This window comes from Mycobacterium heckeshornense, assembly GCF_016592155.1.
In the GTDB taxonomy this organism is placed as follows: domain Bacteria; phylum Actinomycetota; class Actinomycetes; order Mycobacteriales; family Mycobacteriaceae; genus Mycobacterium; species Mycobacterium heckeshornense.
Genome location: NZ_AP024237.1, coordinates 1,266,044 through 1,291,709 on the forward strand (window position 1 = coordinate 1,266,044; position 25,666 = coordinate 1,291,709).

At 66.5% G+C, this 25,666-nt stretch carries 17 protein-coding genes; 14 read left to right on the plus strand and 3 right to left on the minus strand.

Going from position 1 to position 25,666, the window contains the following annotated elements:
• The first annotated feature begins 237 nt into the window (after nucleotides 1–237).
• The 6 genes from MHEC_RS06200 to MHEC_RS06225 all read left to right on the plus strand — a co-directional run bounded on the left by MHEC_RS06200 (nucleotide 238) and on the right by MHEC_RS06225 (nucleotide 11,288).
• Nucleotides 238–3,936 (plus strand): nitrate reductase subunit alpha, encoded by a 3,699-nt coding sequence (locus tag MHEC_RS06200; RefSeq protein WP_048892375.1) that lies wholly within the window; start codon nucleotides 238–240, stop codon nucleotides 3,934–3,936.
• Complete coding sequence (gene narH / locus MHEC_RS06205; RefSeq protein ID WP_048892376.1) at nucleotides 3,937–5,592, plus strand: nitrate reductase subunit beta; 1,656 nt, start codon at nucleotides 3,937–3,939, stop codon at nucleotides 5,590–5,592.
• Entirely contained in the window at nucleotides 5,576–6,229 is a 654-nt protein-coding gene (gene narJ, locus MHEC_RS06210) for a nitrate reductase molybdenum cofactor assembly chaperone (RefSeq protein ID WP_048892377.1), read from the plus strand. The genes narH and narJ overlap by 17 nt, the downstream gene beginning before the upstream one ends.
• Nucleotide 6,230: 1 nt before the next feature.
• Nucleotides 6,231–6,971: a respiratory nitrate reductase subunit gamma gene (narI, locus tag MHEC_RS06215; RefSeq protein WP_048892378.1), complete on the plus strand. Its 741-nt coding sequence runs from the start codon at nucleotides 6,231–6,233 to the stop codon at nucleotides 6,969–6,971.
• Nucleotides 6,972–7,442: 471 nt separating this feature from the next.
• Complete coding sequence (typA, locus tag MHEC_RS06220; protein WP_048892380.1) at nucleotides 7,443–9,329, plus strand: translational GTPase TypA; 1,887 nt, start codon at nucleotides 7,443–7,445, stop codon at nucleotides 9,327–9,329.
• Nucleotides 9,330–9,377: 48 nt separating this feature from the next.
• Nucleotides 9,378–11,288: an ABC transporter family substrate-binding protein gene (locus MHEC_RS06225; protein WP_048892407.1), complete on the plus strand. Its 1,911-nt coding sequence runs from the start codon at nucleotides 9,378–9,380 to the stop codon at nucleotides 11,286–11,288.
• Between the two features lie 130 nt (nucleotides 11,289–11,418).
• Here MHEC_RS06225 and MHEC_RS06230 read toward each other — a convergent pair whose 3' ends face one another.
• Nucleotides 11,419–12,018, minus strand: a complete 600-nt coding sequence (locus tag MHEC_RS06230; protein WP_099869380.1) for a TetR/AcrR family transcriptional regulator — start codon at nucleotides 12,016–12,018, stop codon at nucleotides 11,419–11,421.
• 204 nt (nucleotides 12,019–12,222) lie between these two features.
• Between MHEC_RS06230 and mshB the strand changes: the two genes are divergently transcribed.
• From mshB to MHEC_RS06250, 4 genes are all read left to right on the plus strand, one after another.
• Nucleotides 12,223–13,128 (plus strand): N-acetyl-1-D-myo-inositol-2-amino-2-deoxy-alpha-D-glucopyranoside deacetylase, encoded by a 906-nt coding sequence (gene mshB, locus MHEC_RS06235; RefSeq protein ID WP_071700397.1) that lies wholly within the window; start codon nucleotides 12,223–12,225, stop codon nucleotides 13,126–13,128.
• Nucleotides 13,129–13,220: 92 nt separating this feature from the next.
• Complete coding sequence (locus MHEC_RS06240; RefSeq protein WP_048892383.1) at nucleotides 13,221–13,712, plus strand: hypothetical protein; 492 nt, start codon at nucleotides 13,221–13,223, stop codon at nucleotides 13,710–13,712.
• 82 nt (nucleotides 13,713–13,794) lie between these two features.
• Nucleotides 13,795–16,371, plus strand: a complete 2,577-nt coding sequence (locus MHEC_RS06245) for a bifunctional FO biosynthesis protein CofGH (protein WP_071700396.1) — start codon at nucleotides 13,795–13,797, stop codon at nucleotides 16,369–16,371.
• 127 nt (nucleotides 16,372–16,498) lie between these two features.
• Nucleotides 16,499–17,089, plus strand: coding sequence for a YbhB/YbcL family Raf kinase inhibitor-like protein (locus tag MHEC_RS06250; RefSeq protein WP_048892385.1), 591 nt, complete (start codon nucleotides 16,499–16,501; stop codon nucleotides 17,087–17,089).
• 7 nt (nucleotides 17,090–17,096) lie between these two features.
• Here MHEC_RS06250 and MHEC_RS06255 read toward each other — a convergent pair whose 3' ends face one another.
• The gene (locus MHEC_RS06255; protein WP_048892386.1) at nucleotides 17,097–19,115 is read right to left on the minus strand and encodes an NADPH-dependent 2,4-dienoyl-CoA reductase; all 2,019 of its coding nucleotides are present in this window, start codon (nucleotides 19,113–19,115) and stop codon (nucleotides 17,097–17,099) included.
• Nucleotides 19,112–19,669 (minus strand): PadR family transcriptional regulator, encoded by a 558-nt coding sequence (locus MHEC_RS06260; protein ID WP_048892387.1) that lies wholly within the window; start codon nucleotides 19,667–19,669, stop codon nucleotides 19,112–19,114. Before MHEC_RS06260 ends, MHEC_RS06255 begins: the two co-directional genes overlap by 4 nt.
• Before the next feature lie 237 nt (nucleotides 19,670–19,906).
• Between MHEC_RS06260 and fdxA the strand changes: the two genes are divergently transcribed.
• From fdxA to MHEC_RS06280, 4 genes are read left to right on the plus strand one after another with little or no spacing between them, the layout of a single operon-like run.
• Complete coding sequence (gene fdxA, locus MHEC_RS06265) at nucleotides 19,907–20,233, plus strand: ferredoxin (RefSeq protein ID WP_048892408.1); 327 nt, start codon at nucleotides 19,907–19,909, stop codon at nucleotides 20,231–20,233.
• 26 nt (nucleotides 20,234–20,259) lie between these two features.
• Complete coding sequence (gene dapC, locus MHEC_RS06270) at nucleotides 20,260–21,345, plus strand: succinyldiaminopimelate transaminase (RefSeq protein WP_048892409.1); 1,086 nt, start codon at nucleotides 20,260–20,262, stop codon at nucleotides 21,343–21,345.
• Nucleotides 21,346–21,367: 22 nt separating this feature from the next.
• On the plus strand, nucleotides 21,368–23,143 hold the full coding sequence (locus MHEC_RS06275; protein WP_048892388.1) for an acyl-CoA dehydrogenase family protein: 1,776 nt from the start codon (nucleotides 21,368–21,370) through the stop codon (nucleotides 23,141–23,143).
• Between the two features lie 37 nt (nucleotides 23,144–23,180).
• On the plus strand, nucleotides 23,181–25,505 hold the full coding sequence (locus tag MHEC_RS06280) for an APC family permease (RefSeq protein ID WP_048892389.1): 2,325 nt from the start codon (nucleotides 23,181–23,183) through the stop codon (nucleotides 25,503–25,505).
• Nucleotides 25,506–25,666 lie beyond the last annotated feature (161 nt).

Below are 25,666 nucleotides of genomic sequence, written 5' to 3' on the forward strand. Positions count from 1 at the left end.
CGTCTTCGCTAACAGTGCCCCGAACGCCCGCATGGTTGTCCGGCAACCGACGGCCTATGCTTGTGAACTGTCGCTAACCGGCGCGGGCCGCCGATACACATGGCAATGCCGGCACCTGGTCCGTCGGGTCGGCGAGATCGCCGTCGAACCGCTGACCCACCCCGGATGCACCACAACGGTGTTGCGCGCCCGAGGCCGACAGGCCGAGGCGCGCCGCTACTGGCAAGGAGGTCCTAGGTGACTGTGGCGCCGCACATCGGCGGGGCACTCGAAGAGTTGTTGGAGCGCAGCGGGCGCTTCTTTACACCCGGTGAGGTTTCCCGAGATCTGCGCACGGTCACCCGCCGCGGCGGTCGCGAGGGCGATGTGTTCTACCGGGACCGGTGGAGCCACGACAAGGTCGTCCGCTCCACCCACGGGGTGAACTGCACCGGGTCGTGCTCGTGGAAGATCTACGTCAAGGACGGGATCATCACCTGGGAGACCCAGCAAACCGATTATCCGTCGGTGGGCCCCGACCGGCCGGAGTACGAGCCGCGCGGCTGTCCCCGGGGCGCGTCGTTCTCCTGGTACAGCTACTCGCCGACCCGGGTCCGCTACCCGTACGCGCGCGGAGTGCTGGTGCAGATGTTCCGGGAAGCCAAGGCCCGCCTCGGCGACCCGGTGCTGGCTTGGGCCGACATCCAGGCCGACCCGCAGCGGCGCCGTCGCTACCAGCAAGCTCGCGGCAAGGGCGGGCTGGTCCGGGTGAGCTGGGCCGAGGCCACCGAGATGATCGCCGCCGCGCACGTGCACACGATCAAGACTTACGGACCGGACCGGGTCGCCGGCTTCTCGCCGATCCCGGCGATGTCGATGGTCAGCCATGCCGCTGGCTCGCGGTTCATCGAGCTGATCGGTGGCGTGATGACGTCGTTTTATGACTGGTATGCCGACCTGCCGGTCGCCTCGCCGCAGGTCTTCGGTGACCAGACCGACGTTCCGGAGTCCGGAGACTGGTGGGACGCGGCGTATTTGATCATGTGGGGCTCTAATGTTCCGATCACCCGTACCCCCGACGCACACTGGATGGCTGAGGCTCGCTACCGCGGCACCAAGGTCGTAAGTGTCAGCCCGGACTATGCCGACAACACCAAGTTCGCCGACGAGTGGATGCCGTGCGCGGCCGGCACGGACGCTGCGCTGGCCATGGCGATGGGCCACGTAATCCTGTCGGAATGCTATGTGCGCAAACAGGTTCCGTTTTTCGCTGACTACGCGCGCCGCTACACCGACCTGCCGTTTCTGATCAAGTTGGAAAAGCGCGGCGACGCGCTGGTTCCGGGGAAAAACCTCACCGCTGCCGACATCGGTCAAGCGGTGGAGAATGCGGCCTTCAAACCCGCGGTGTTCGACGAGGCCACCAACTCGGTTGTGGTGCCGCACGGGTCAATCGGGTTCCGGTACGGCGAGGATGGCCTCGGGAAGTGGAATCTGGACCTCGGTGGTGTGACACCGGCGCTAAGCGTGGAATGTGCACACGCGGCCAACGGTGAGCGCGCCAGCGCGCTAGTGCAGCTTCCCAGCTTCGACACCATCGACGGACACGGCGAAACCGTTGCGCGCGGAGTTCCGGTGCACCGCGTCGGCAACCACCTGGTGTGCACGGTGTTCGACCTGATGCTCGCCCACTACGGAGTCGCGCGTGCGGGGTTGCCCGGGCAGTGGCCCACCGGATACGACGACCCAACCCAGGGGTATACGCCCGCCTGGCAGGAGCCGATCACCGGAGTGTCGGCCGCACAGGCCATCCGCGTGGCCCGGGAATTCGCCCGCAGCGCTGAGGAATCCGGCGGACGATCGATGATCATCATGGGCGGTGGCATCTGTCACTGGTTCCACGGCGACGCCATCTACCGCGCGGTGCTGGCACTGCTGATGTTGACCGGATCGATGGGCCGAAACGGCGGCGGGTGGGCCCACTACGTCGGGCAGGAGAAGGTGCGGCCGCTGACCGGGTGGCAGACGATGGCGATGGCGACCGATTGGTCGCGTCCGCCCCGGCAGGTGCCCGGCGCCTCGTACTGGTATGCCCACACCGACCAATGGCGCTACGACGCATACGGGGCCGACAAGCTGGCCAGCCCGGTCGGACGCGGCCGGTTCGTCGGCAAGCACACCATGGATCTGCTGGCGTCCGCCACGGCGATGGGATGGAGTCCCTTCTACCCGCAGTTCGACCGGTCCAGTCTGGACGTGGCCGACGAAGCCGTGGCGGCCGGACGTGATGTCGGCGAGTACGTGGCCGAGCAACTCGCGCAGCGCACGCTGAAGCTCGCGATCACCGATCCCGATGATCCGGCCAACTGGCCGCGGGTGCTCACCGTGTGGCGGGCTAACCTGATCGGCTCGTCAGGCAAGGGTGGTGAGTACTTCCTGCGGCATCTGCTGGGAACGGACTCCAACGTGCTTGCCGAACCGCCGCAGGACGGGGTTCGGCCTGCAGATGTTGCCTGGGACAAAGTGATTCCGGAAGGCAAGCTCGATCTGATGATGTCCATCGACTTCCGGATGACCTCGACGACGCTGGTGTCTGACATCGTCTTGCCAGCGGCGACCTGGTACGAGAAAGCTGATCTGTCCAGCACCGATATGCACCCGTATGTGCACGCGTTCAGCCCCGCCACCGACCCGCCGTGGGAAACCCGTTCGGACTTCGAAGCTTTCGGCGCGATCGCCAGAGCCTTCAGTGCGATGGCCAAGAACCATCTGGGTACCCGCAACGATGTAGTGCTCACCGCGCTGCTGCACGACACCCCGGATGCGCTGGCCTATCCCGATGGCCACGAACGTGTTTGGCTGCACAGCGGTGAGGTGCCGGTGCCGGGCAAGACCATGGGCAAGCTGGCCGTGGTCGAGCGGGACTACGGCGCAATCTACGACAAATGGGTGACGCTGGGTCCGCTGGTGGAGAAATTCGGGCTGACCGTCAAGGGCTTCACCGTGCATCCGCTCCAAGAGGTCGAGCAACTTGCCGCCAAGTTCGGTGTGATGAATTCCGGTGCGGGCCAAGGACGTCCGGCCATCACCACGGCCAACCGGATGGCCGATGTGATACTGCTACTGTCCGGGACATCGAATGGCCGGTTAGCCGTCGAAGGATTTCGCGAGCTGGAAAAGCGCACCGGCCAGAGGCTGGCCCACCTGGCCGAGGGCAACGAGGAAAAGCGGATCACCTATGCCGACGCCCAGGCCCGGCCGGTTCCGGTGGTTACCAGCCCGGAATGGTCGGGCAGCGAGACCGGCGGGCGCCGCTACGCGCCCTTCACGATCAACATCGAACACCTCAAGCCTTTCCACACGCTCACCGGGCGGATGCACTTCTACCTCGCCCACGACTGGATCGAGGAACTCGGCGAGCACCTGCCGGTCTACCGGCCGCCGCTGGACATGGCCCGGCTGTTCGATGCTCCCGAGCTCGGCCCCACCGGCGACGGAATCGGGCTTACCGTGCGGTACCTGACACCGCATTCCAAATGGTCGTTCCATTCCACCTATCAGGACAACCTCTACATGCTCTCGCTGTCACGCGGTGGCCCGACCATGTGGATGAGCCCAGGGGACGCTGCGAAAATCAATGTGCGCGACAACGATTGGGTGGAAGCCGTCAACGCCAACGGCATCTACGTGTGCCGGGCCATCGTCAGCCACCGGATGCCCGACGGTGTGGTGTTCGTCTACCACGTGCAGGAACGCACTGTGGACACACCGCGCACGGAGACCACGGGTAAGCGTGGCGGCAACCACAACGCGCTGACCCGGGTGCGCATCAAGCCCAGCCACCTCGCCGGCGGCTACGGACAGCACGCGTTCGCCTTCAACTACCTGGGTCCGACCGGCAATCAGCGCGACGAGGTGACCATCGTGCGCCGCCGCAGCCAGGAGGTCGCCTACTAAATGAAGGTGATGGCGCAACTGGCGATGGTGATGAACCTCGACAAGTGCATTGGCTGTCACACGTGTTCGGTCACCTGCAAGCAAGCCTGGACCAATCGCAGCGGCACCGAGTACGTGTGGTTCAACAACGTCGAAACCCGCCCGGGCGTCGGCTATCCGCGCACCTACGAAGACCAGGACCGCTGGCGCGGGGGTTGGATACGCGACAAGAAGGGCCGGCTGCGACTGCGTGACGGTGGGCGCTTCGCCAAGCTATTGCGCATTTTCGCCAACCCCAAGTTGCCCACCATCGGCGACTATTACGAGCCGTGGACCTACGACTACGAGAACCTCACCACGGCACCCGCGGGCGACACATTCCCGACCGCTGCACCGCGAAGCCAGATCAGCGGCAGACCGATGAAAATCGAGTGGGGGGTGAACTGGGACGACAACCTGGCCGGCTCGACCGAGACGATGCGCGACGACCCGGTGCTGAAGAAGGTCAACGACGAGGTCAAGCTCGCGCTCGAAGAGACTTTCATGTTCTACCTGCCGCGGATCTGCGAGCACTGCCTCAACCCGTCCTGCGTCGCATCCTGCCCGTCCGGTGCGATGTACAAGCGCAGCGAGGACGGCATCGTGCTTGTCGACCAGGACCGCTGCCGCGGCTGGCGGATGTGTGTGTCGGGATGCCCTTACAAGAAGGTGTATTTCAACCACAAGACCGGCAAAGCCGAAAAATGCACGTTGTGTTATCCGCGCATGGAGGTCGGGCTGCCGACGATCTGCTCGGAGACCTGCGTGGGGCGGCTGCGCTACCTCGGATTAGTGCTCTACGACGTCGACCGGGTGCTGGAGGCGGCGTCGGTGGACAAGGACACCGAGCTCTATCAGGCGCAGTGCGGGGTCTTCTTGGACCCGAACGACCCGAACGTGATCGCCGCCGCGCGCGCCGAAGGCATTTCCGACGAGTGGATCGAAGCCGCACAGCGCTCCCCGGTCTACGCGCTGATCAACACGTACAAGGTGGCGCTGCCCCTGCATCCGGAATACCGCACGATGCCGATGGTCTGGTACATCCCGCCGTTGTCGCCGGTGGTCGACGCGGTCAGCCGTGAAGGCCACGACGGGGAGGACCTGGGCAACCTGTTCGGCGCGTTGGAGGCGCTGCGTATCCCGATGCAGTACCTCGCCGAGCTGTTCACAGCAGGCGACACCAGCGTCGTCGAGCAGGTGCTGCGGCGATTGGCGGCAATGCGTTCCTACATGCGTGACATCAACCTTGGCCGCGAAACCCAGCCGCACATACCGCATTCCGTCGGGATGACCGAAGAAGAGATCTACGAGATGTACCGCCTGCTGGCGATAGCGAAATACGAAGAGCGCTACGTTATCCCGACCGCGTATAAAGCCGAGGCTCGCGATCTGGAACAGATGGCCGGGTGCTCGTTGGACGGCGAGGGCGGACCAGGCATGTACGAACCGGGTCCCGTCAGCGGAGCCGATGCGCCGGTGCCGGTCAGCGTGGAGACATTTCATACCCTCAAGCGGCGTTCGGCCGCCGCTGGGTCCGGCAACGGGCAGGGGTCGTCGCGGGTGAACCTGCTGAACTGGGACGGCGGTGAGGTTCCCGCCGGGATGTTTCCGAAGAGCAGCAATGAGACTGCGCACTAGAGCACGAGAACCTCAGCTGCGTGACCGACTGGTGTGGCAGGCGGCCTCGCTGCTGCTGGCCTACCCCGACGAGCAACGCGATGCCCGGCTCGACACCGTCGAACGCCTGCTGGCCCACCTGGACGGGACCGTCGCCGAGTTGCTCGGGCGTACGACAGCCGCGCTGCGTGCCACCGATGTACTGACTGCTGCCGCCGAATACGTCGAAACGTTCGATATGCGCCGTCGTTCGACGATGTACCTGACCTACTGGACGGCGGGCGACACCCGCAACCGGGGTCGCGAAATGCTGGCTTTTGCCTCGGCGTACCGCGACGCCGGTGTCGAACCACCGAAGAACGAAGCACCCGACCACCTACCGGTCGTGCTCGAATTCGCCGCGACGGTTGACCCCGAAGCGGGGCGCAGACTGCTCAGCGAACACCGGGTGCCCATTGACGTGCTGCTGCGGGCGTTGCGGGATGCGCACTCACCGTACGAACACGTGATCGCTGCGGTGTGCGAAACGCTTCCCCCGGTCACCGACCAGGATGTGCGGCGCGCACACCGGCTGGCGCAGCAGGGCCCGCCCGCGGAAGCCGTTGGTTTGCAACCTTTTACCTTGACCGTGCCGCCCAAGCGAACTGACGGAATGTGATATGGCCCATACGAGTCTTCACGAGATCTTCTGGGACGTCGCACCGTACGCCTCGCTGTCGATCGCCGCGGTCGGTACCTGGTGGCGTTACCGCTACGACAAGTTCGGCTGGACCAGCCGGTCCTCGCAGCTTTACGAGTCGCGGCTACTGCAGATCGGTAGCCCGCTTTTCCACTTCGGCAGTCTGATGGTGATCATGGGCCACGTCATGGGCTTGTGCATCCCCGAGTGGCTGACCGAAGACATCGGGCTAAGCGACCACTTCTACCATCTGCAGGCTTTGGTGCTCGGCGCACCCGCCGGTTTGGCCACCCTGATCGGGATCGCGCTGCTGATCTATCGGCGCCGGACCCGCGGACCGGTGCGCCTGGCCACCAGCCTCAGCGACAAGCTGATGTACCCGGTACTGGTGTGCGCGCTGGTCGCCGGCATGGGCTGCACGTTGATGGGTGCCACGCATTACGGCGAGGTGCACGACTACCGGCAGAACGTTTCGGTGTGGTTCCGCTCGATCTTCATCCTGGACCCGCGTGGTGACCTGATGCTGCAGGCGCCGTTCTACTTCCAGGTGCACGCCACCATCGCACTGCTGCTGTTTGCGCTGTGGCCGTTCACCCGCCTGGTGCACGCATTCAGCGCGCCGATCGCATACCTGTTCCGGCCCTACATCGTCTACCGCAGTCGCGAGGTAACGTCCGGCGATCAATTGGTCGGGTCGGCGCCGCGCAAGCCCGGTTGGTAGCCAGAGTCTTCTTCTCCGGCTGCAACCTGCGCTGTGTGTTCTGCCAGAACCACGACATTGCCCGGCAGGCGCGCGGCGAGCAGCTGACACCACCCGGCCAGCCCGGTCGGGCGTCCTGACGCATCAGCCGGCGTCTGCATCAAAGCGAATATGTGCGTGCGGTGCAGCTTGCCGACGAGCCAGGTCTGCGCCGACTGGACCGGCGCGCCGTGGCCTCCGGCCATCTCCTTGCCAAGTGAGCTATCGGGCGAATTGCGAAGCGCCCTCGTCGAATCCAGGACATGGGCTGGCCACCCCCGAAGGCATCAGCTGTGCTGTCGGCTGGTCTGTTGCGATGCGTGTTCATCGCCCAGCAGTCCGAACGAGTATTCGGTCGCATGCGCCGTGCCTGCCCGAGCAATTGGCCGTGCTGCATGCCAGCTCCGGTTGTCCGTTTTTCGCGAACGGGCCGACCGCTGCCAGAATCACTCGGTGCAGTTCCGCAATGTTGCCATCGTCGCCCATGTCGACCACGGCAAGACGACCCTGGTCGACGCCATGTTGCGGCAGTCGGGAGCGCTGCACGAGCGCGGCCAAACCGATGAGCGGGTGCTCGACACCGGTGATCTTGAGCGGGAGAAGGGGATCACCATCCTGGCCAAGCACACCGCTGTGCACCGTCACCACCCGGACGGCACCGTCACCGTCATCAACGTCGTCGACACGCCCGGCCACGCCGACTTCGGCGGCGAGGTGGAACGCGGGCTTTCGATGGTCGACGGTGTGCTGTTATTGGTGGACGCCGCCGAAGGGCCGCTGCCGCAGACCCGATTCGTGCTGCGCAAGGCGCTATCCGCGCAGCTGCCGGTGATCCTCGTCGTCAACAAGACCGACCGGCCCGACGCCCGCATCGCCGAGGTCGTCGATGCCAGTCACGACCTGTTACTCGACGTCGCGTCCGACCTCGACGACGCGGCCGCCACCGCCGCGGAGCACGCCCTCGGCTTGCCGACGCTGTACGCCTCGGGACGCGCCGGGGTGGCTAGCACGACGGCGCCGCCGGACGGTCATGTGCCCGACGGCGACAACCTTGACCCGCTGTTCGATGTTCTGCTGCACCACATTCCGCCGCCCGGTGGCGATCCGGACGGCCCGCTGCAGGCTATCGTCACCAACCTCGACGCCACGCCGTTTCTGGGCCGGCTGGCGCTGATCCGCATCCGCAACGGTCGGCTGCGCAAGGGCCAGCAGGTGGCGTGGCTGCGCGAAATCGAGGGCGAAACCGTCGCCTCCGCCGCGAAGGTCACCGAAGTGCTGGCTACCGAAGGTGTCGAGCGGTCACCGACCGATCAAGCACAAGCAGGCGACATTGTCGCGGTCGCGGGCATCGCCGAGGTCATGATCGGCGATACGCTGGCGGACCCCGCGAATCCTGTTGCGCTGGCGCGCATTACTGTCGACGAGCCAGCAATCTCGGTAACCATCGGCACCAACACCTCGCCGCTGGCAGGCAAGGTGCCCGGGCACAAGCTGACCGCGCGGATGGTCAAAGCCCGCCTCGACGCCGAGCTGGTGGGTAACGTCTCGATCCGCGTCGTCGACATTGGCCGGCCGGATGCCTGGGAGGTGCAGGGGCGTGGCGAGCTGGCGCTGGCCGTGCTGGTCGAGCAGATGCGCCGGGAGGGTTTCGAGCTGACCATCGGCAAGCCCCAAGCGGTGACCAAGACTATCGACGGCAAACTGCATGAGCCGGTCGAGGCGCTGACCGTCGACTGCCCCGAGGAGTACATCGGCGCAGTCACGCAGTTGATGGCCGCGCGTCGGGGACGCATGACGGAGATGACCAACCACGCCTCGGGCTGGGTGCGGATGGATTTCACGGTGCCCAGCCGCGGACTGATCGGCTGGCGCACCGATTTCCTCACCGAGACGCGCGGCACCGGCATCGCGCACGCGGTGTTCGACGGCTACCGACAGTGTGCTGGAGAAATCCGTACCCGCCACAGCGGGTCGCTGGTGTCCGATCGTGCCGGGACCGTCACCGCCTACGCGCTGCTACAGCTGGCCGATCGGGGCCAGTTCTTCGTCGCGCCCGGACAGGACACCTACCAGGGCATGGTGGTCGGTATTAATCCGCGCCCGGAAGACCTCGACATCAACGTCACCCGGGAAAAGAAGCTGACCAATATCCGTTCGTCGACCGCCGAGGTCATGGAGACGGTGGCCAAGCCGATCGACCTCGACTTGGAACGCGCGATGGAACTTTGTGGACCCGACGAATGTGTCGAGGTCACGCCCGAGGCGGTGCGGATCCGCAAAGTCGTGCTCGACGCCACCGAGCGGGCCCGCAGCCGGGCCCGGGCCAAGGCACGGGCATAGATGGTCAGTGCGGTTCGCGGGGTAGCCGGTGGCCCGGCCGATACCCTGATGGGCGTGCCGAAGCGAGCTCGCCGCGCGTGCGTGACGATCGGCGCGCTGGTTTCGGCGTGCGGCCTGGCGGTGTCGGGTTGCACCGTCAAGCCCCCGCCCGCGCCGCAGAGCACCGAGACCACGCGCAGCACACCGCCGCCGCCCCCCCGGATCATGCAGGTGATCGTGGGCATCGACTCGATCGGCGCCGGTTTCAACCCGCACCTGCTGTCTGACCTCTCGGCGGTCAACGCCGCGGTCAGCGCGCTCGTGCTGCCCAGCGCGTTCCGCCCGGTGCCCGACCCGACCACGCCGACGGGATCGCGCTGGGAGATGGACCCGACGCTGTTGGTGTCCGCCGAGGTGACCAACGACAACCCGTTCACGGTGACCTACAAGATCCGGCCGGAGGCGCAGTGGACCGATAACGCGCCCATCGCAGCCGACGACTTCTGGTATTTGTGGCGGCAGATGGTCAGCCAACCCGGGGTGGTCGATCCCGCCGGCTACGACCTCATCACCGGTGTGCAGTCAATCGACGGCGGCAAGCAAGCCGTCGTCACGTTCTCGCAGCCGTATCCGGCATGGCGGGAATTGTTCAGCAACATCCTGCCCGCCCACATCGTCAAAGACGTGCCGGGTGGCTTCCCCGCGGGGCTGGCTCGCGCTCTGCCGGTCACGGGCGGACAGTTCCGGGTGGAGACCATCGACCCGCAGCGCGATGAGATTCTGATCGCCCGCAACGACCGTTACTGGGGCCCGCCGGCGAAGCCGGATCTCATCCTTTTCCGGAGGGCGGGCGCACCGGCCGCGCTGGCCGACTCGATCCGCAACGGCGACACCCAGGTAGCCCAGGTGCATGGCGGATCGGCGGCTTTCGCCCAGCTCTCCGCCATCCCGGATGTGCGAACCGCGCGCATCATGACCCCGCGGGTCATGCAGCTCACGCTGCGCGCCAATGTGCCCAAGCTCGCCGACTCCCAGGTCCGCAAGGCGATTCTGGGACTGCTTGACGTCGACCTGCTCGCTGCGGTCGGCGCCGGGAGCGACAACACGGTCACTTTGGACCAGGCGCAGATCCGGGCGCCCAGCGACCCCGGGTACGTGCCGACCGCGCCGCCGGCGATGAGCAAGGCCGAGGCGCTGGGCCTGTTGGAGGCCTCCGGCTATCAGATCGAGAACGACACGTCTCCGCCGGTGCCCCCGCCGGCGGCAGATCCCGGGACCACGCCGGTGAACACTGGCGCACCGGAATTCACCCGGGGCCGAATCAGCAAGGATGGCAAGCAGTTATCGCTTGTCATCGGTGTAGCCTCCAACGACCCGACGTCGGTGGCGGTGGCCAACACGGCCGCCGACCAGCTACGCAACGTCGGCATCGCCGCGACCGTACTGGCTCTGGACCCGGTGGCGCTCTACCGCGACGCGCTGGTCAACAACCGGGTCGACGCCATCGTCGGCTGGCACCAGGCCGGCGGCAACCTGGCGACACTGCTGGCTTCCCGTTACGGCTGCCCGGCGCTGGAGGCCACCGCGGTGTCGACATCGGCTGCGCCGACGGCCACCAGATCGGATGGGGCGCCGACACCCCCGGCGCGTGCGGCGGCCCCGTCGGCGACGCCAACCTCCACGCCGCCGAACCGCGCACCCGAGCCGGGCGCGCTGGTGCAGGCGCCGTCGAACATCACCGGCACCTGCGATCGCAGCATCCAGTCGAATATCGACGCTGCCCTGCGTGGCACCAAAGACATCAACGACGTGATCAACGCGGTGGAGCCGCGGCTGTGGAACATGGCGACGGTGCTGCCGATCCTGCAAGACACCACGATCGTCGCGGCCGGGCCCAGCGTGCAAAACGTCAACCTGTCCGGTGCGGTGCCGGTGGGCATCGTCGGCGACGCGGGCCAATGGGTGAAGACCTCGCAGTAGCACCCTATTCCGGCGCGCGCTTGCCCATGTTCGAGTTCGGCCGACGCTCCGCCCGCCGGAATCTCTGCGGCAACGACGGAAGGGCCTTGAACCACGCCGGGAAAAGCACCGGTACACACAGAGGTCGCGGCTACCCGCCTCGACTGACCTCCGGGCGGGGGATTACGGTGTCGAGGATCCGCATCAGTTGGCGCCTGTTTGGTGGGGCTCCGGTGAGCAACACGTGGTGGTTGATCAAGGCAGGACCGACTCGTGCCGTCAGGGGGGTGAGGTTGGCGGGATCGATTTCGCCGTTGCGTTCGCCGGTTCGCAGAATCGATTCGATGATGCGAAGACGAGGGGCCACGACGGCGTCGGCGAAGATGGCCCTGAGCTCGGGTTCGTGAACCAGCTGACCGATGATGTCCATGCCGGGGAAGGCGGTCTTGCCGGCCAGCACGTCACAGTGCGCGGTGAACACCGTGAGCAGGTTCTCCCGTGCCGACCGGTCGCTACGCGGCTCCGGCAACGGCGGCAGGGCGTGCAGCAGAGCGGCCTGCACCAGCGCACGTTTGCTTGGCCAGCGTCGATACAGCGCGGCTTTACCGGTGCGGGCCCGGGCCGCGATCCCTTCCATGGTCAGCCCGCCGTAGCCCGCGGCCGCCAGTTCGTTCAGTGTGGCCTCATACAGCGCGTTCTCGAGCGTCTGGCCGCGGCGGCGGCTTCGTACAACTTTGGTCTGCTGGGCCATTCTGCGATAGTAGCCGTTATCGTTTCTCATTGACGGCCACTCGCCGTGGTTCTGTGTATACGCGACGTCGCCGCACGAAATGCTGTCGGCCCCAACAACATTAGAACGATCATGCGTTATCTGCATAGTGCTCAGGGGCTTTGGCAGGAAAGGGCTGTAACACATTTTGGCGGTGCTCGGTTGCGTTAGCGGTAGGGTTCATCCATGCCGTCCCAGGAGACGCCGCGGCTGCTGTTCGTGCACGCCCACCCCGACGACGAAAGCCTTACCACGGGGGCGACTATCGCGCACTACACCGCCCGCGGTGCCCAGGTGCGGGTGGTCACCTGCACGCTCGGCGAAGAAGGCGAAGTCATCGATGACCGGTGGGCCCAGCTGGCCGTCGACCACGCCGACCAACTCGGCGGCTATCGCATCGGGGAACTCGCCGCCGCGTTGCGCGCACTCGGTGTCGACGGGCCGGTCTTTCTCGGCGGGGCGGGCCGCTGGCGCGACTCGGGCATGCCCGGCACCCCCCGGCGGCACCGGCAGAAGTTCGTCGACGCCGCGGAACGCGAAGCCGTCGGTGCACTCGTGGCGGTCATCCGCGAATTGCGTCCTCACGTCGTCGTGACCTACGACCCCAACGGGGGCTACGGACACCCCGACCACGTGCAGACCCACCTCGTCACCACGGCGGCGGTCGCGGCCGCCGGTTCCACGGACTATTCGGGCCCGCCATGGCGGGTGCCGAAGGTGTACTGGACCGTGATTGCGGCGAGCGCGTTCTCTGCGGGCTGGCGCGCGCTGCGTCAAGCTGACCTTCGTCCGGACTGGGTGCTCCCGACTAGCGAGAGCGATATGGGCGAGTTCGGCTACCCCGACGATCGGATCGACGCCGTCATCGAGGCGCCGGACGCGTTGCCCGCCAAAATTGCCGCGCTGAGTGCGCACGCGACCCAGGTGACCGTCGGACCTACCGGACGGGCCTGCGCATTGTCGAACAACCTGGCGCTACCGATCCTCGCCGAAGAGCACTACATTCTGGCGGCCGGGACGGCGGGGAAGCGCGATCAGCGCGGTTGGGAGACCGACCTGCTCTCCGGACTGGACCTGATCCCCGCGCGGTAGGCTGCGAGTCAGCCAGCTTTGGAAGGAACCGGTATGGACCCCGACATGGACCCCAACATGCAGCACTGGCAGGATCGACTCGACAATTTTCAGTGGGTGATCGCCTCTCTGGTGGCGCAGCTCGACAGCATCCCGACCTGACCGCGACCGAGCCAACCGTCGCCTCGGGTGGTGACACCGAAGCGACGGATCCCGCCATCCGTATCGTCGTTCTCACCCTGCTGGCTATCGACGGAGTGCTGTCCGCACTTGCCGCGGCCCTGCTGCTGCCCAGCTACATCGGCGCGATTCCGTTTCCGATAAGCGCATTGCTCAGTGGCCTGGTCAACGCGGTCCTGGTGTGGGCAGCGATGCATTGGACCGCGTCGGCGCGGGTTGCCGCGTTGCCGCTGTGGACCTGGCTGCTGACCGTTGCCGCGATGACCTTGGGCGGTCCCGGCGACGACATCATCCTCGGCGGTCGCGGCGTGATGGCCTACGGCGCGGTGCTGCTGATCGCGTTGGGCGTGGTGCCGCCGGTGTGGCTCGTGCTCTGGCGGCGACGCCGCGCCCAGGCGAGGCACGGACCGGGCCGTCAGGTCTAATGTGGCGGGCATGCCAGGTGCCGAGACAGGGAGATTGTGAGGCGGTGCGGATGATTTCGCAGCGGGCAAGTGTTACCGGGGAGTGGCCCTGAACCCGCAACGCAGTAGCGACCTGCCCACCCCCGCCGTTCCGCGGCAAACTAGCGCCGCCGGCTCGAGCGCGCTGCGACGCGTGCTGCGGCGTGCCCGCGACGGGGTGACGCTCAACGTCGACGAGGCCGCCCTGGCGATGACCGCTCGCGGCGCGGAGCTGGCCGATCTGTGCCGCAGCGCGGCGCGGGTGCGCGACGCCGGCCTGGAATCATCCGCACGGCGCGGCCCTGGCGGCCGGTTGCCCGTCACCTATTCGCCCAAGGTGTTCATCCCGATCACCCGTCTGTGCCGCGATACCTGTCACTACTGCACGTTCGCCACCGTGCCGGGCAAACTGCGCGCCCAAGGGGCCGGCATGTATCTGGAACCCGACCAGATCGTCGATATCGCCCGTCGTGGTGGTGAATTCGGCTGCAAAGAAGCACTTTTCACCCTCGGCGACCGACCCGAGGAGCGGTGGCCGGAGGCGCGGGCGTGGCTGGAAGAACGCGGCTACGACTCGACGCTGTCCTACGTACGCGCGATGGCGATCCGGGTCCTCGAGGAAACCGGCCTGTTGCCGCACCTGAACCCCGGGGTAATGAGCTGGTCGGAGATGTCGCGGCTCAAACCGGTGGCGCCCTCGATGGGAATGATGCTGGAGACGACGTCGCGGCGGCTGTTCGAAACCAAGGGTCTGCCGCACTACGGCAGCCCCGACAAAGACCCGGCGGTTCGGTTGCGGGTGCTGACCGATGCGGGTCGCCTGTCGATACCTTTCACCACCGGGCTGCTGGTCGGCATCGGAGAGACCCTAGTTGAGCGGGCCGAGACGCTGCACGCAATTCGAAAGTCGCACAAGGAGTTCGGACACATCCAGGAAGTGATCGTGCAGAATTTCCGGGCCAAGGAGCACACGGCGATGGCATCGGTGCCCGATGCGGGCTTCGATGACTTCCTGGCGACGGTGGCGGTCGCGCGGTTGGTGCTCGGCCCCGGAATGCGCATCCAGGCTCCGCCGAACCTGGTGTCGCGCCAGGAATGCCTGGCGCTGATCGGGGCCGGTGTCGACGACTGGGGTGGTGTCTCACCGCTGACCCCCGACTATGTCAACCCCGAACGACCTTGGCCCGCTTTGGATGAACTGGCCGCCGTCACCGCCGAAGCCGGATACGACCTGGTGCCCCGGCTGACCGTCCAGCCCAAATACGTGCGAGCCGGCGCAGCATGGATCGACCCGCGGGTGCGCGGGCATGTCACGGCGCTGGCCGATCCGGCGACCGGCCTGGCGCTCGACGTGAAACCGGTGGGGATGCCATGGCAGGAGCCCGACGACGTGGCGTCCTCGGGCCGGGTAGACCTGCACGCGGCGATCGATGTCGAAGGGCGCAGCACCGAGACCCGCAGCGATCTGGACAGCGCCTTCGGGGATTGGGATTCCATCCGCGCGCAGGTGCACGAGCTGGCCGTGCGTGCGCCCGAACGCATCGACACCGATGTGCTGGCCGCGTTGCGCGCAGCCGAGCGCGACCCCGCGGGCTGCTCCGACGCGGAGTATCTGGCGCTGGCCACTGCTGAGGGTGCCGCCCTGGATGCCGTTGCAGCACTGGCGGATTCACTGCGCCACGATACCGTCGGCGACGACGTGACCTTCGTCGTGAACCGCAACATCAACTTCACCAACGTCTGCTACACGGGCTGCCGGTTCTGCGCCTTCGCGCAGCGCAAAGGCGACCCGGATGCCTATTCGCTGTCCGTGGCCGAGGTGGCCGAGCGGGCATGGCAGGCCCATGTCGAAGGCGCCACCGAGGTGTGCATGCAGGGCGGCATCGATCCCGAGCTGCCGGTCACCGGATACGCCGATCTGGTGCGCGCGGTCAAGGCGCGGGTGCCGTCGATGCATGTGCACGCGTTCTCCCCGATGGAAATCGCCAACGGGGTCACCAAAAGCGGCTTGAGCATTCGCGAATGGTTGATCAGCCTGCGCGAGGCCGGTCTGGACACCATCCCCGGCACCGCGGCCGAGATCCTCGACGACGAGGTGCGCTGGGTGCTCACCAAGGGCAAGTTGCCCACATCACTGTGGGTCGAGATCGTCACCACCGCCCACGAAGTCGGTCTGCGGTCGAGCTCGACGATGATGTACGGCCACGTCGACAGCCCACGGCACTGGGTGGCCCACCTGAACGTGCTGCGCGACATCCAGGACCGAACCGGGGGTTTCACCGAGTTCGTGCCGTTGCCGTTCGTGCACCAGAACTCGCCGCTGTATCTGGCCGGCGCGTCGCGGCCCGGCCCTAGCCATCGCGACAACCGCGCCGTGCATGCGCTGGCGCGGATCATGTTGCACGGCCGGATTCCTCATATCCAGACCAGCTGGGTCAAACTCGGCGTGCAGGGCACGCAGGTGATGCTCAACGGCGGCGCCAACGACCTGGGCGGCACGTTGATGGAGGAAACCATCTCGCGGATGGCCGGCTCCGAACACGGGTCGGCCAAGACGGTGCCGGAGCTGGTCGCGATCGCCGAGGGTATCGGCCGGCCCGCGCGCCAACGCACCACCACCTATGCGGTTCTAGCGGCATAAGTTGTGCCGCGAGCGGGCGCGTCGGTACGCCGACATCCCGCGGGCCGGGATTTGTGCGCCCGCGGGCGGGGTAGACGCGCTGGCGAAGCCTTTACGCCACGGCCGCGCAGCGGGTATACACACGCCCATGAGAGTGGTGCTGGCAGCTGCCGCGCTGCTGCTGTGTGCGGCTCCCGCATGTGGCGGCGGAACGGTGAGCCCGCAGCATGGTCCCGGCCCGACCACATCAGGAGCCGCGATGAGCACGTCACCACTCCCGGCCGAACCGGGCAAGTTCACCGTCACCAGTACCGCGTTTGCCGACAACACCCAGATCCCGGCCGAGTACTCCTGTCGGGGGCGCAATGTGCCTCCGCCACTGCGTTGGGACAATGTGCCGTCCGGCACGCAGTCGCTGGCGCTGGTTGTCGACGACCCCGACGCGCCCGCCGGCCTGTACGTCCACTGGGTGGTCACCGGTATCCCGCCGTCGACCACCGGAATCGGTGACGGCCCGCTTCCCCGGGGAGCGAGCGTCAGCCTGAACTCCGCCGGCAGGGCCGAGTACTTCGGCCCGTGCCCGCCGGCCGGTACCGGGGTGCATCACTACCGCTTCCAGCTTTACGCGTTGAACCACCCGTTGACATTGGCGTCCAGCACACCCGCGCCGGAAGCCACCCAGACAATCGCCAAGGCGACCATCGCGGACGCCCGCATCGTGGGCCTTTTCGGCGGCTGAAGCAGCCCTACAACCGCGCCGCCAGCTCGGTGCCCTGCCGGATGGCGCGCTTGGCATCGAGCTCGACCGCCAGAGCGGCCCCGCCGATGATGTGCGGGTCAATATGGTTATGCCGCAAGCCTTCTTCTAGATCGCGCACCGGTTCTTGGCCGGCGCAGATCACCACGTTGTCAACCGCGAGCAGCCGGGGCCGCTCACGCCGCGGACCGAAGCTGATGTGCAGCCCGCCGTCATCGATGCGCTCGTAGTTCACCGACGAAAGTTGGCTCACCCCTTTGGCTTTCAGCGAGGCTCGGTGCACCCAGCCGCTGGTCTTGCCCAGCCGCCGCCCCTGCGGTCCCTTGCTGCGCTGCAGCAGGTACACCTGGCGGGCCGGCGGGGCGGGGATTGGATGAGTCAGCGCGCCGCGCGCGTACTGCGGGTCGGCCGCGCCCCATTCGGCCTTCCATTCCGCCAGGTTGAGGGTCGGCGAGGAATCGGTCACCAGAAATTCGCTGACGTCGAAGCCGATTCCGCCGGCACCGACGACGGCCACGCTGCGCCCGATCGGCCTGGCCGCGGTGATCGCTTCGGCATAGGTCAGCACCATGGGGTGGTCGATCCCCGGTATGGCGGGAATCCGTGGCGTCACACCGGTCGCCAGCACGACGTCGTCGTAGCCGATCAGCTCATCGACCCCCACCCGTGTGCCCAACCGAACGGCTACCCCGGACCTGGCCAGCATCGTGCTGAAATACCGGATGGCTTCTCCGAATTCCTCCTTGCCGGGAATTCGTCTAGCCAGGTCGAACTGGCCGCCGACGACGTCGTCTGCCTCGAACAGGGTGACATGGTGGCCGCGCTGGGCGGCGTTGACCGCAGCCGCTAGACCCGCCGGCCCGGCCCCAACCACCGCGACCGAGCGTCTGCGTCGGACGGGGCCGAGCACCAGCGTTGTTTCCCGCCCGGCCCGCGGGTTGAGCAGACACGACACCTCTTTGTGGGCGAACGCGTGATCCAAACACGCTTGATTGCAGGCGATGCAGGTGTTGATCTCCTCGGCGCGACCGGCCTGTGCTTTGCGCACCCACTCCGGGTCGGCCAGCAGCGGCCTAGCCATCGAGATCAGCTGCACCGCGGTATCGGCCAGAATCTGTTCGGCGGCTTGGGGCATGTTGATCCGGTTCGACGCCACCACCGGAATGCCGACCCGTCGGGCCACCGCATCGCTGATGTCGACGAACGCGCTGTTGGGCACCGAGCTGACGATTGTGGGGACCCGCGCCTCGTGCCAACCGAAGCCGGAGTTGATCATGGTGGCACCAGCGGCCTGCACTTCTGTTGCCAGCGCGATGGTTTCCTCCCAACTCTGTCCTTCTTCGACATAGTCAGCCATCGACATCCGGTAGCAGATGATGAAGTCCGGACCGACCGCAGCCCGGGTGCGGCGCACAATCTCAACGGGGAAACGCCGCCGGTGTGCGGGCGTACCACCCCAGGCGTCCGTGCGTTTGTTGGTGCGCGGCGCCAGGAACTGGTTGAGCAGATACCCTTCGCTACCCATGATTTCGACGCCGTCGTAGCCGGCCTCGCGGGCCAGCTGCGCGCAGCGCACGAAATCGTCGATGGTGCGCTCGACGCCGCGCGGCGACAACGCCCGTGGGCGAAAAGGGGTGATCGGCGATTTGAGCGACGACGCGCTTACTGCGAACGGATGATACGCATAGCGTCCGGCGTGCAAGATCTGGAGCAAAATCTTTGCGCCGGACTCGTGGACCGCACGGGTGATGCGGCGGTGCCGCCGGGCCTCGGCCGGGGACACCAGCTCCGACGCGAACGGCAACAGCCAACCGGTACGGTTCGGTGCATAGCCGCCGGTGATGATCAGCCCAACACCGCCGCGGGCGCGTTCGACGAAATACGAGGCCAGCCGATCGGTATGGCGGGCACGGTCTTCCAGGCCGGTGTGCATTGACCCCATGACCACTCGGTTACGCAGGGTGGTGAAGCCTAAATCCAACGGAGACAACAGGTTTGGATATGTCACGGCTGGTCCTGCAAAGCGGCCGCCACCTCGTCGAGCCAGTCGATCACGCTTTCCTCGGCGCGGATGCCGCCGCGCAGCACCAGATACTGGTGCAGCGCCGCGCCCCGCAGTGTCGAGGGATCAGGGAATTGGCGTTTTTGCATGCCGCGGTAGGTGTCAAGCACACCCGCGTGTTCGGCTCGCAGCGCGGCGATTTGGGTGCGTAACGCAGCCGCGTCGCCATATGCGGCGCCCCGAATTTTGACGGCGATGTCGCGGGTGCGGGTGTCGCTTAACGCACTGCCCCGCCCGGTGAGCGGCTCGGCGATCCAGCGGGCCAACTCCGTACGACCGGCGTCAGAGACGGTGTAGACCTTCTTGTCCGGTCGGCCTTGTTGCGCCACCGGGGTCGCGCGCACCCAGCCGTCGTTCTCCATGGTCCGCAGCGTGCGGTAGATCTGCTGGTGGGTTGCCGCCCAGAAATACCCGATCGAGCGATCAAACCGGTGGGCCAACTCGTAGCCCGAACCGGACTGCTCGCACAGGGACACCAGGATCGCGTGGCGCAGCCCCACGCCGGCAGCATAGGGCTCGCCACGGATGCTATGCAACTAGTTGCACTGCACCGCCGCACATACCGGGTGGCAGTGGTTGGATTGTATATGCAACGTCTAGTATCAGTAATCGACGGAAGCGCATCGCCCGCAAGCGAAGCGATAGGGCACACTGAGAGTTCGGTCAGCAACCCCAGGCGTCCTTTCCCGAGCGGCGAGACAGCAGCCACACACGAACAGCACATGGAGGAGACCTTCGTGACGTACACGATCGCCGAACCCTGCGTCGACATCAAAGACAAGGCATGCATCGAGGAGTGCCCGGTCGACTGCATCTATGAGGGCGCTCGGATGCTGTACATCCACCCCGACGAATGCGTGGACTGCGGAGCGTGCGAGCCGGTCTGCCCTGTCGAGGCGATCTTCTACGAAGACGACGTGCCGGAACAGTGGGCGCACTACACGCAGATCAACGCCGATTTCTTCGCCGAGCTCGGGTCGCCCGGCGGCGCGGCGAAAGTCGGCATGGTCGAAAACGACCCGCAGGTGGTCAAGGATCTGCCGCCGCAGGGCGAGGGCGACTGAGCGGCTTGGTGGATCGCCGGCTGGGTGTGTCGGCGACCTTACCGGAGTTCCCCTGGGACACCCTGGCTGACGCCAGGGCCGTCGCCGAGGCACATCCGGACGGCATCGTCGACCTGTCCGTCGGCACGCCGGTCGACCCGGTCGCGCCGCTGATCCGTGCGGCGCTGGCAGCCGCTAGCGCCGCACCCGGATACCCCGCCACCGCGGGCACGCCGAGGCTTCGCCGGTCGATCGTCGCCGCCTTGGGCCGGCGCTACGGCGTCACCGGCCTGTCGGAGACGGCCGTGCTGCCCGTCATCGGCACCAAGGAACTCATCGCCTGGCTGCCCACCCTGCTCGGATTGGCCGCCGCCGACCTGGTCGTGGTGCCCGAACTGGCGTACCCCACCTACGAAGTCGGTGCCCGGCTGGCCGGCACCCGCGTGCTGCGCGCCGACTCGCTGACCCAGCTGGGTCCGCAATCCCCGGCGTTGGTGTATCTGAACTCGCCGAGCAACCCCACCGGCCGCGTCCTGGGCACCGACCACCTGCGCAAGGTCGTCGGCTGGGCCCGCGAGCGCGGCGTCCTGGTGGTGTCCGACGAGTGTTACCTGGGGCTGGGCTGGGATACCGAACCGCTGTCGGTGCTGCATCCGTCGGTGTGCGACGGCGATCACCGCGGCCTGCTGGCCGTGCACTCGCTGTCGAAGAGCTCGTCGCTGGCCGGGTATCGGGCCGGCTTCGTCGCCGGGGATCCGCATGTGGTGGCCGAGTTGCTGGCGGTGCGCAAGCATGCCGGGATGATGGTGCCCACACCGGTGCAGGCCGCCATGGTCGCCGCCCTCGACGACGACGCCCACGAACGCGAACAGCGCGATCGCTACGCCCGCCGGCGAGCAGCGCTGCTACCGGCGCTTCGCGCGGCCGGGTTTGGTGTCAACCACTCCGAAGCCGGGCTCTACCTGTGGGTCACCCGCGGCCAACCGTGTCGCGACACCGTCGACTGGCTGGCCCGGCGCGGCATCTTGACCGCCCCCGGCGAGTTCTACGGCCCGCGCGGCGCCCGCCACGTGCGGGTGGCGCTGACCGCCACCGACGAGCGGATCGCCGCGGCGGTCGACCGGCTTTCATAGCGCCGTGTAATACGGTCGCTGCATGAGCGACTACGACGTCGAGGCCGTCGACCGGCTGCCGTTCAGCACTCCCGAGAAGGCCGACCGCTACCGCACCGAGAACTACCAGGGGGCCGTCGGTCTCAACTGGTATCGCAGCGATCCGACGCTGCAGTTCACCATGTCCTACTACTTGCAGCCCGACGAGCTGGCCTTCGCCGAACCACACTTGATTCGCATCGGCGAGCTGATGGGCGGCCCGGTGGCGCGGTGGGCCGAGGAAACCGACCGCAACCCGCCGCGGCTCGAGCGTTACGACCGGTGGGGCCACGACATCAGCCGGGTAATCCAGCCGCACTCATTCACCGCGTCCAAGCGCGCCGTCCTCGATGCCCACCGGGCACTCAAAGACGACGCCCGGGAAGCCGGAGTTAATCCTGCGCTGCCGTTGTTCGCGTCCAACTACATGCTCAACCAGGCCGACATCGGCATGGGCTGCGCGCTGGGCACCGGCGCCAATATGGTCAAGGCGCTAGTCGCCGCCTACGCACCGCCCGACGTGCGCGAACACGTGCTGGCCAAATTCGAATCCGGCGAGTGGGAAGGGGAGACCGCGCAACTGCTGACCGAGCGGACCGGCGGCTCGGATCTCGGCGCGCTGGAAACTACCGCGACGCGGCACGGCGACGCGTGGCTGCTCAACGGGTTCAAGTGGTTTGCCTCTAACTGCGACGGCAAGGTGTTCGTCGTCCTGGCCAAACCGGAAGGGGCGCCCGACTCGACCCGCGGCGTGGCAACTTTCCTGGTGCTTCGGACCCGCCGCGACGGCTCGGCCAACGGGGTGCGGATTCGCCGCCTCAAAGACAAGCTGGGCACGCGTTCGGTCGCCTCAGGTGAGATCGAATTCGTTGACGCCGAAGCATTTTTGCTGTCCGGGGAGCCTAATGTCGACGCTGGCCCGTCCGACGGCAAAGGGCTGGGCCGGATGATGGAGCTGACGAACGCGGCACGGCTGGGTATCGCATTGTTCGCGCTGGGCAACGCGCGCCGCGCCCTGGTGGAATCCCTGTGTTACGCGCGGGCGCGGCGCGCGTTCGGCGATGCACTGGTCGACAAGCCGCTGATGCGCCGCAAGCTCGCCGAAATGATCGTCGACGTCGAAGCCGCCCAAGCACTGGTCTTCGACTGCACCGGTTTTGCCAACCATCGCCAGCCAAGACCGGTGCGTCAGCGCATCGCCGTGCCGGTCACCAAGCTGAAGGTCTGCCGGCTGGGCATCACCATGGCCTCCGATGCGATCGAGATCCACGGCGGCAACGGCTACATCGAAAACTGGCCGGTAGCCAGGCTTTTGCGCGACGCCCAGGTGAACACCATTTGGGAAGGTCCGGACCACATCCTCTGTCTGGACGTGCGGCGCGGCATCGAACGCGCTCGGGCGCACGAGCCGCTGTTGGCGCGCCTACACGACGCGATGGAGGTGTCCGACGACGACGACACCACCCGGCTGGTGCGCCGCCGCGTCGAGGACCTCGACGCGGCGATCACCGCGTGGGCCAAGCTGCCCGACAAGGTCGCCGAGTCGCGGCTGTTCGCGTTGACCCAATTCATGGGTGACGTGTACGCCGGGGCGCTGCTGACCGAACAGGCCGCCTGGGAGCGGGCCACCTCTCAGGCGGACCGCAAGGCGCTGATCGCCCAGCTATACGCGCAGCGCTACCTGGCCGATCGGGGCCCGCTTCGTGGCATCGACGCCGAAGGTGACGAGGCCATCGAGCGCTTCGGCGAACTCGCCGACGGTGCCCTGGCGATCGGCTGAGCTTTCGGTCGGCTCCCCAATCAGGTAAGGATGTGTCGTGACCACATCGGCCCGCCGGGTGAGCGCACCGCTGTCGATTGGCGACGTCGCCAAGCGCGTCTTTCTCGGAAAGCCGCTGATCAGCGAACAGCTGACCACTGAAAGACTGTCGAATTCTGTTGCGCTGGGCGCTCTTTCGCCAGACGCGATCTCGTCTACCGCGTACGGTCCTGAACAGATCATGATCGAGCTGCTGCCCCATGCCGGGCTGGCCGCGTTCGCGTTGCTCCTACCGATCACCGGTGTGATCCTGTTGATCCTCGTGCTGGTGGCCGCGTCGTACCGCCAAGTCGTGATGGCCTATACCCGGGCCGGCGGCTCCTACGTGGTGGCACGGGAGAACTTCGGGCCCCGGGTGGCTCAGATCGCAGCCGCCGCGCTGTTGATCGACTACGTGGTCACCGTGGCGGTGCAGTCGGCGGCGGGCACGGTGGCGGTGGTGTCGGCGATAACCGCTCTGGGCCCTTACAGCTTGGAAATCACTGTGGCTGTGGTGCTACTCATCTGTTACGCCAATCTGCGCGGGCTGCGCGAAGCCGGCCTGCCGTTCGCGGTGTCAACATACTCCTTCGTCATCATGATCGCGCTGACGATCGTGACCGGCATCATCCGCGAAGCCTTCTGGGGCTTACCGACATACGATCCGCAGCATATTCCCGGAGCGATACCGGTCCACCAGGGCAGCGGGCTGGTGATGGGCGCAACGATTCTGGTGTTGCTGCGCGCGTTCGCCAACGGCGGTTCGTCGCTGACCGGTGTGGAAGCGATTTCCAACACCGTCAATGTCTTTCGGAAGCCGCAGGGCCGCAACGCCCGTCACGTCCTGACGGCCATGGCGTGCATTCTGGGTTTTTTGCTGGCCGGTGTCGCCTACCTCACCCACGTCACCCACGCCACTCCGTATGTCGACGAATACCCATCGATGCTCTCCGAGGTCGCCCGCGCAGTCTTCGGCCACGGTGTGATCGGCAACGTCTTGTATTTCCTGGTTCAGGCGTCGACCGCCGCAATCCTATTCACCGGCGCCAACACCAGTTTCAATGGGTTTCCGGCACTGGCCAGTTTCGTTGCCGAGGACCGCTTTCTGCCGCGGCAGCTGACCAAACGCGGTCATCGCTTGGTGTTCTCCAACGGCATCATCACCCTCACCGCGCTGTCGGTGCTGCTGCTGGTGGTCACCGGCGGCTCGGTCAACGCGCTGGTGCCGTTTTACGCCATCGGCGTGTTCACCGGGTTTGCCATGGCCGGTTACGGGATGACCAAACACCATCTGAGCCACCGCGAACCCGGCTGGCGGCACAAGCTGGCGATCAACCTCTCCGCGGGGATCCTGTCGACGATCATCGTCGGGATCTTCGCGGTGGCGAAATTCACCGAGGGGGCCTGGCTGGTGGTCGTCGTCTTCCCGGTGCTGGTGTTCGTGCTGATCCGGCTGAATCGGGAATACCGCGCAGAGGCCGCCATTTTGGAGATGTTCCGCACCGATCGTCCCGAGCTGGTGAAATACGCGCGGCATCGGGTGTTCGTGTTTGTCAGCTCCGTTGATCTCGCGGTTCTCGAGGCACTGCGATACGGCAAAGGGCTGCGTGCCGATGAGCTGATCGCGGTGCACTTCATGGTCGACGCCGCGCACGCCGCGCAGTTACGGAAGCGCTGGGATCTTTTCGACCTCGACACCCGGCTGCGGGTGGTGGACTGCCCGGATCGGCAGCTTAACCGGGCAGCGCAAGAGTTAGTGCTGCGGGCGCTAAGCGAGCACCCGGATACCAATGTGACGGTGCTGTTGCCGCGCCGAACGTATGCCCCGCTGCTGGGACGGCTGCTTCATGACCGCACCGCGGACAAAATCGCCCGGGCGATCAGCCGGATTCCCGACGCGGCGGCGACGATCGTGCCCTATGACGTGCAGTCGCGGATCGCCGAAGCGTTCCCCGACCTCATCGAACAGCGGATCGCACGAGCGCTCGACAAAGTCGAGGCGTGGGTGTCACGTGGCGAAGAAGAGACCGTCGACGAATACGAACACCCGGAGCGGCCGCCGGTGGTCATCCCCATCGGGGGTTTGATCGAGGGCCAGCGGGCCACCATCGAAGGACGAGTCAGCCAAGTCGAGGACATCACCAAGCGCCGGCGTACTTTTCGCTGGATCGTCGTCGGCGACGACAGTGGTGACATCGCCATCACGTTTCATCCCGGGCAGGGCGGCGATATTCAGCCCGGCCAACTGCTGCGGGTTACGGGCAAGGTACGCCGAAGCGGAGGCAGCCCGTTGTCGATGGTCGACCCGGTGTATCACGTCGTTCGACAACCGGAACAAGCCTAACGACTGCCCATCATCCTGTCGTGGGTCGACGCCGTCACCCAAAGAGCGCCAGCCGAGCCCGGTCGGCAGCTCTAAGGCTGGCTCACCCCGGCGCCCGCTGTTCCGGCCGGCGGATGATTAGATTCCTGAGCCAGTGGTTTCGGGTCGTGCGTGCCATCGTG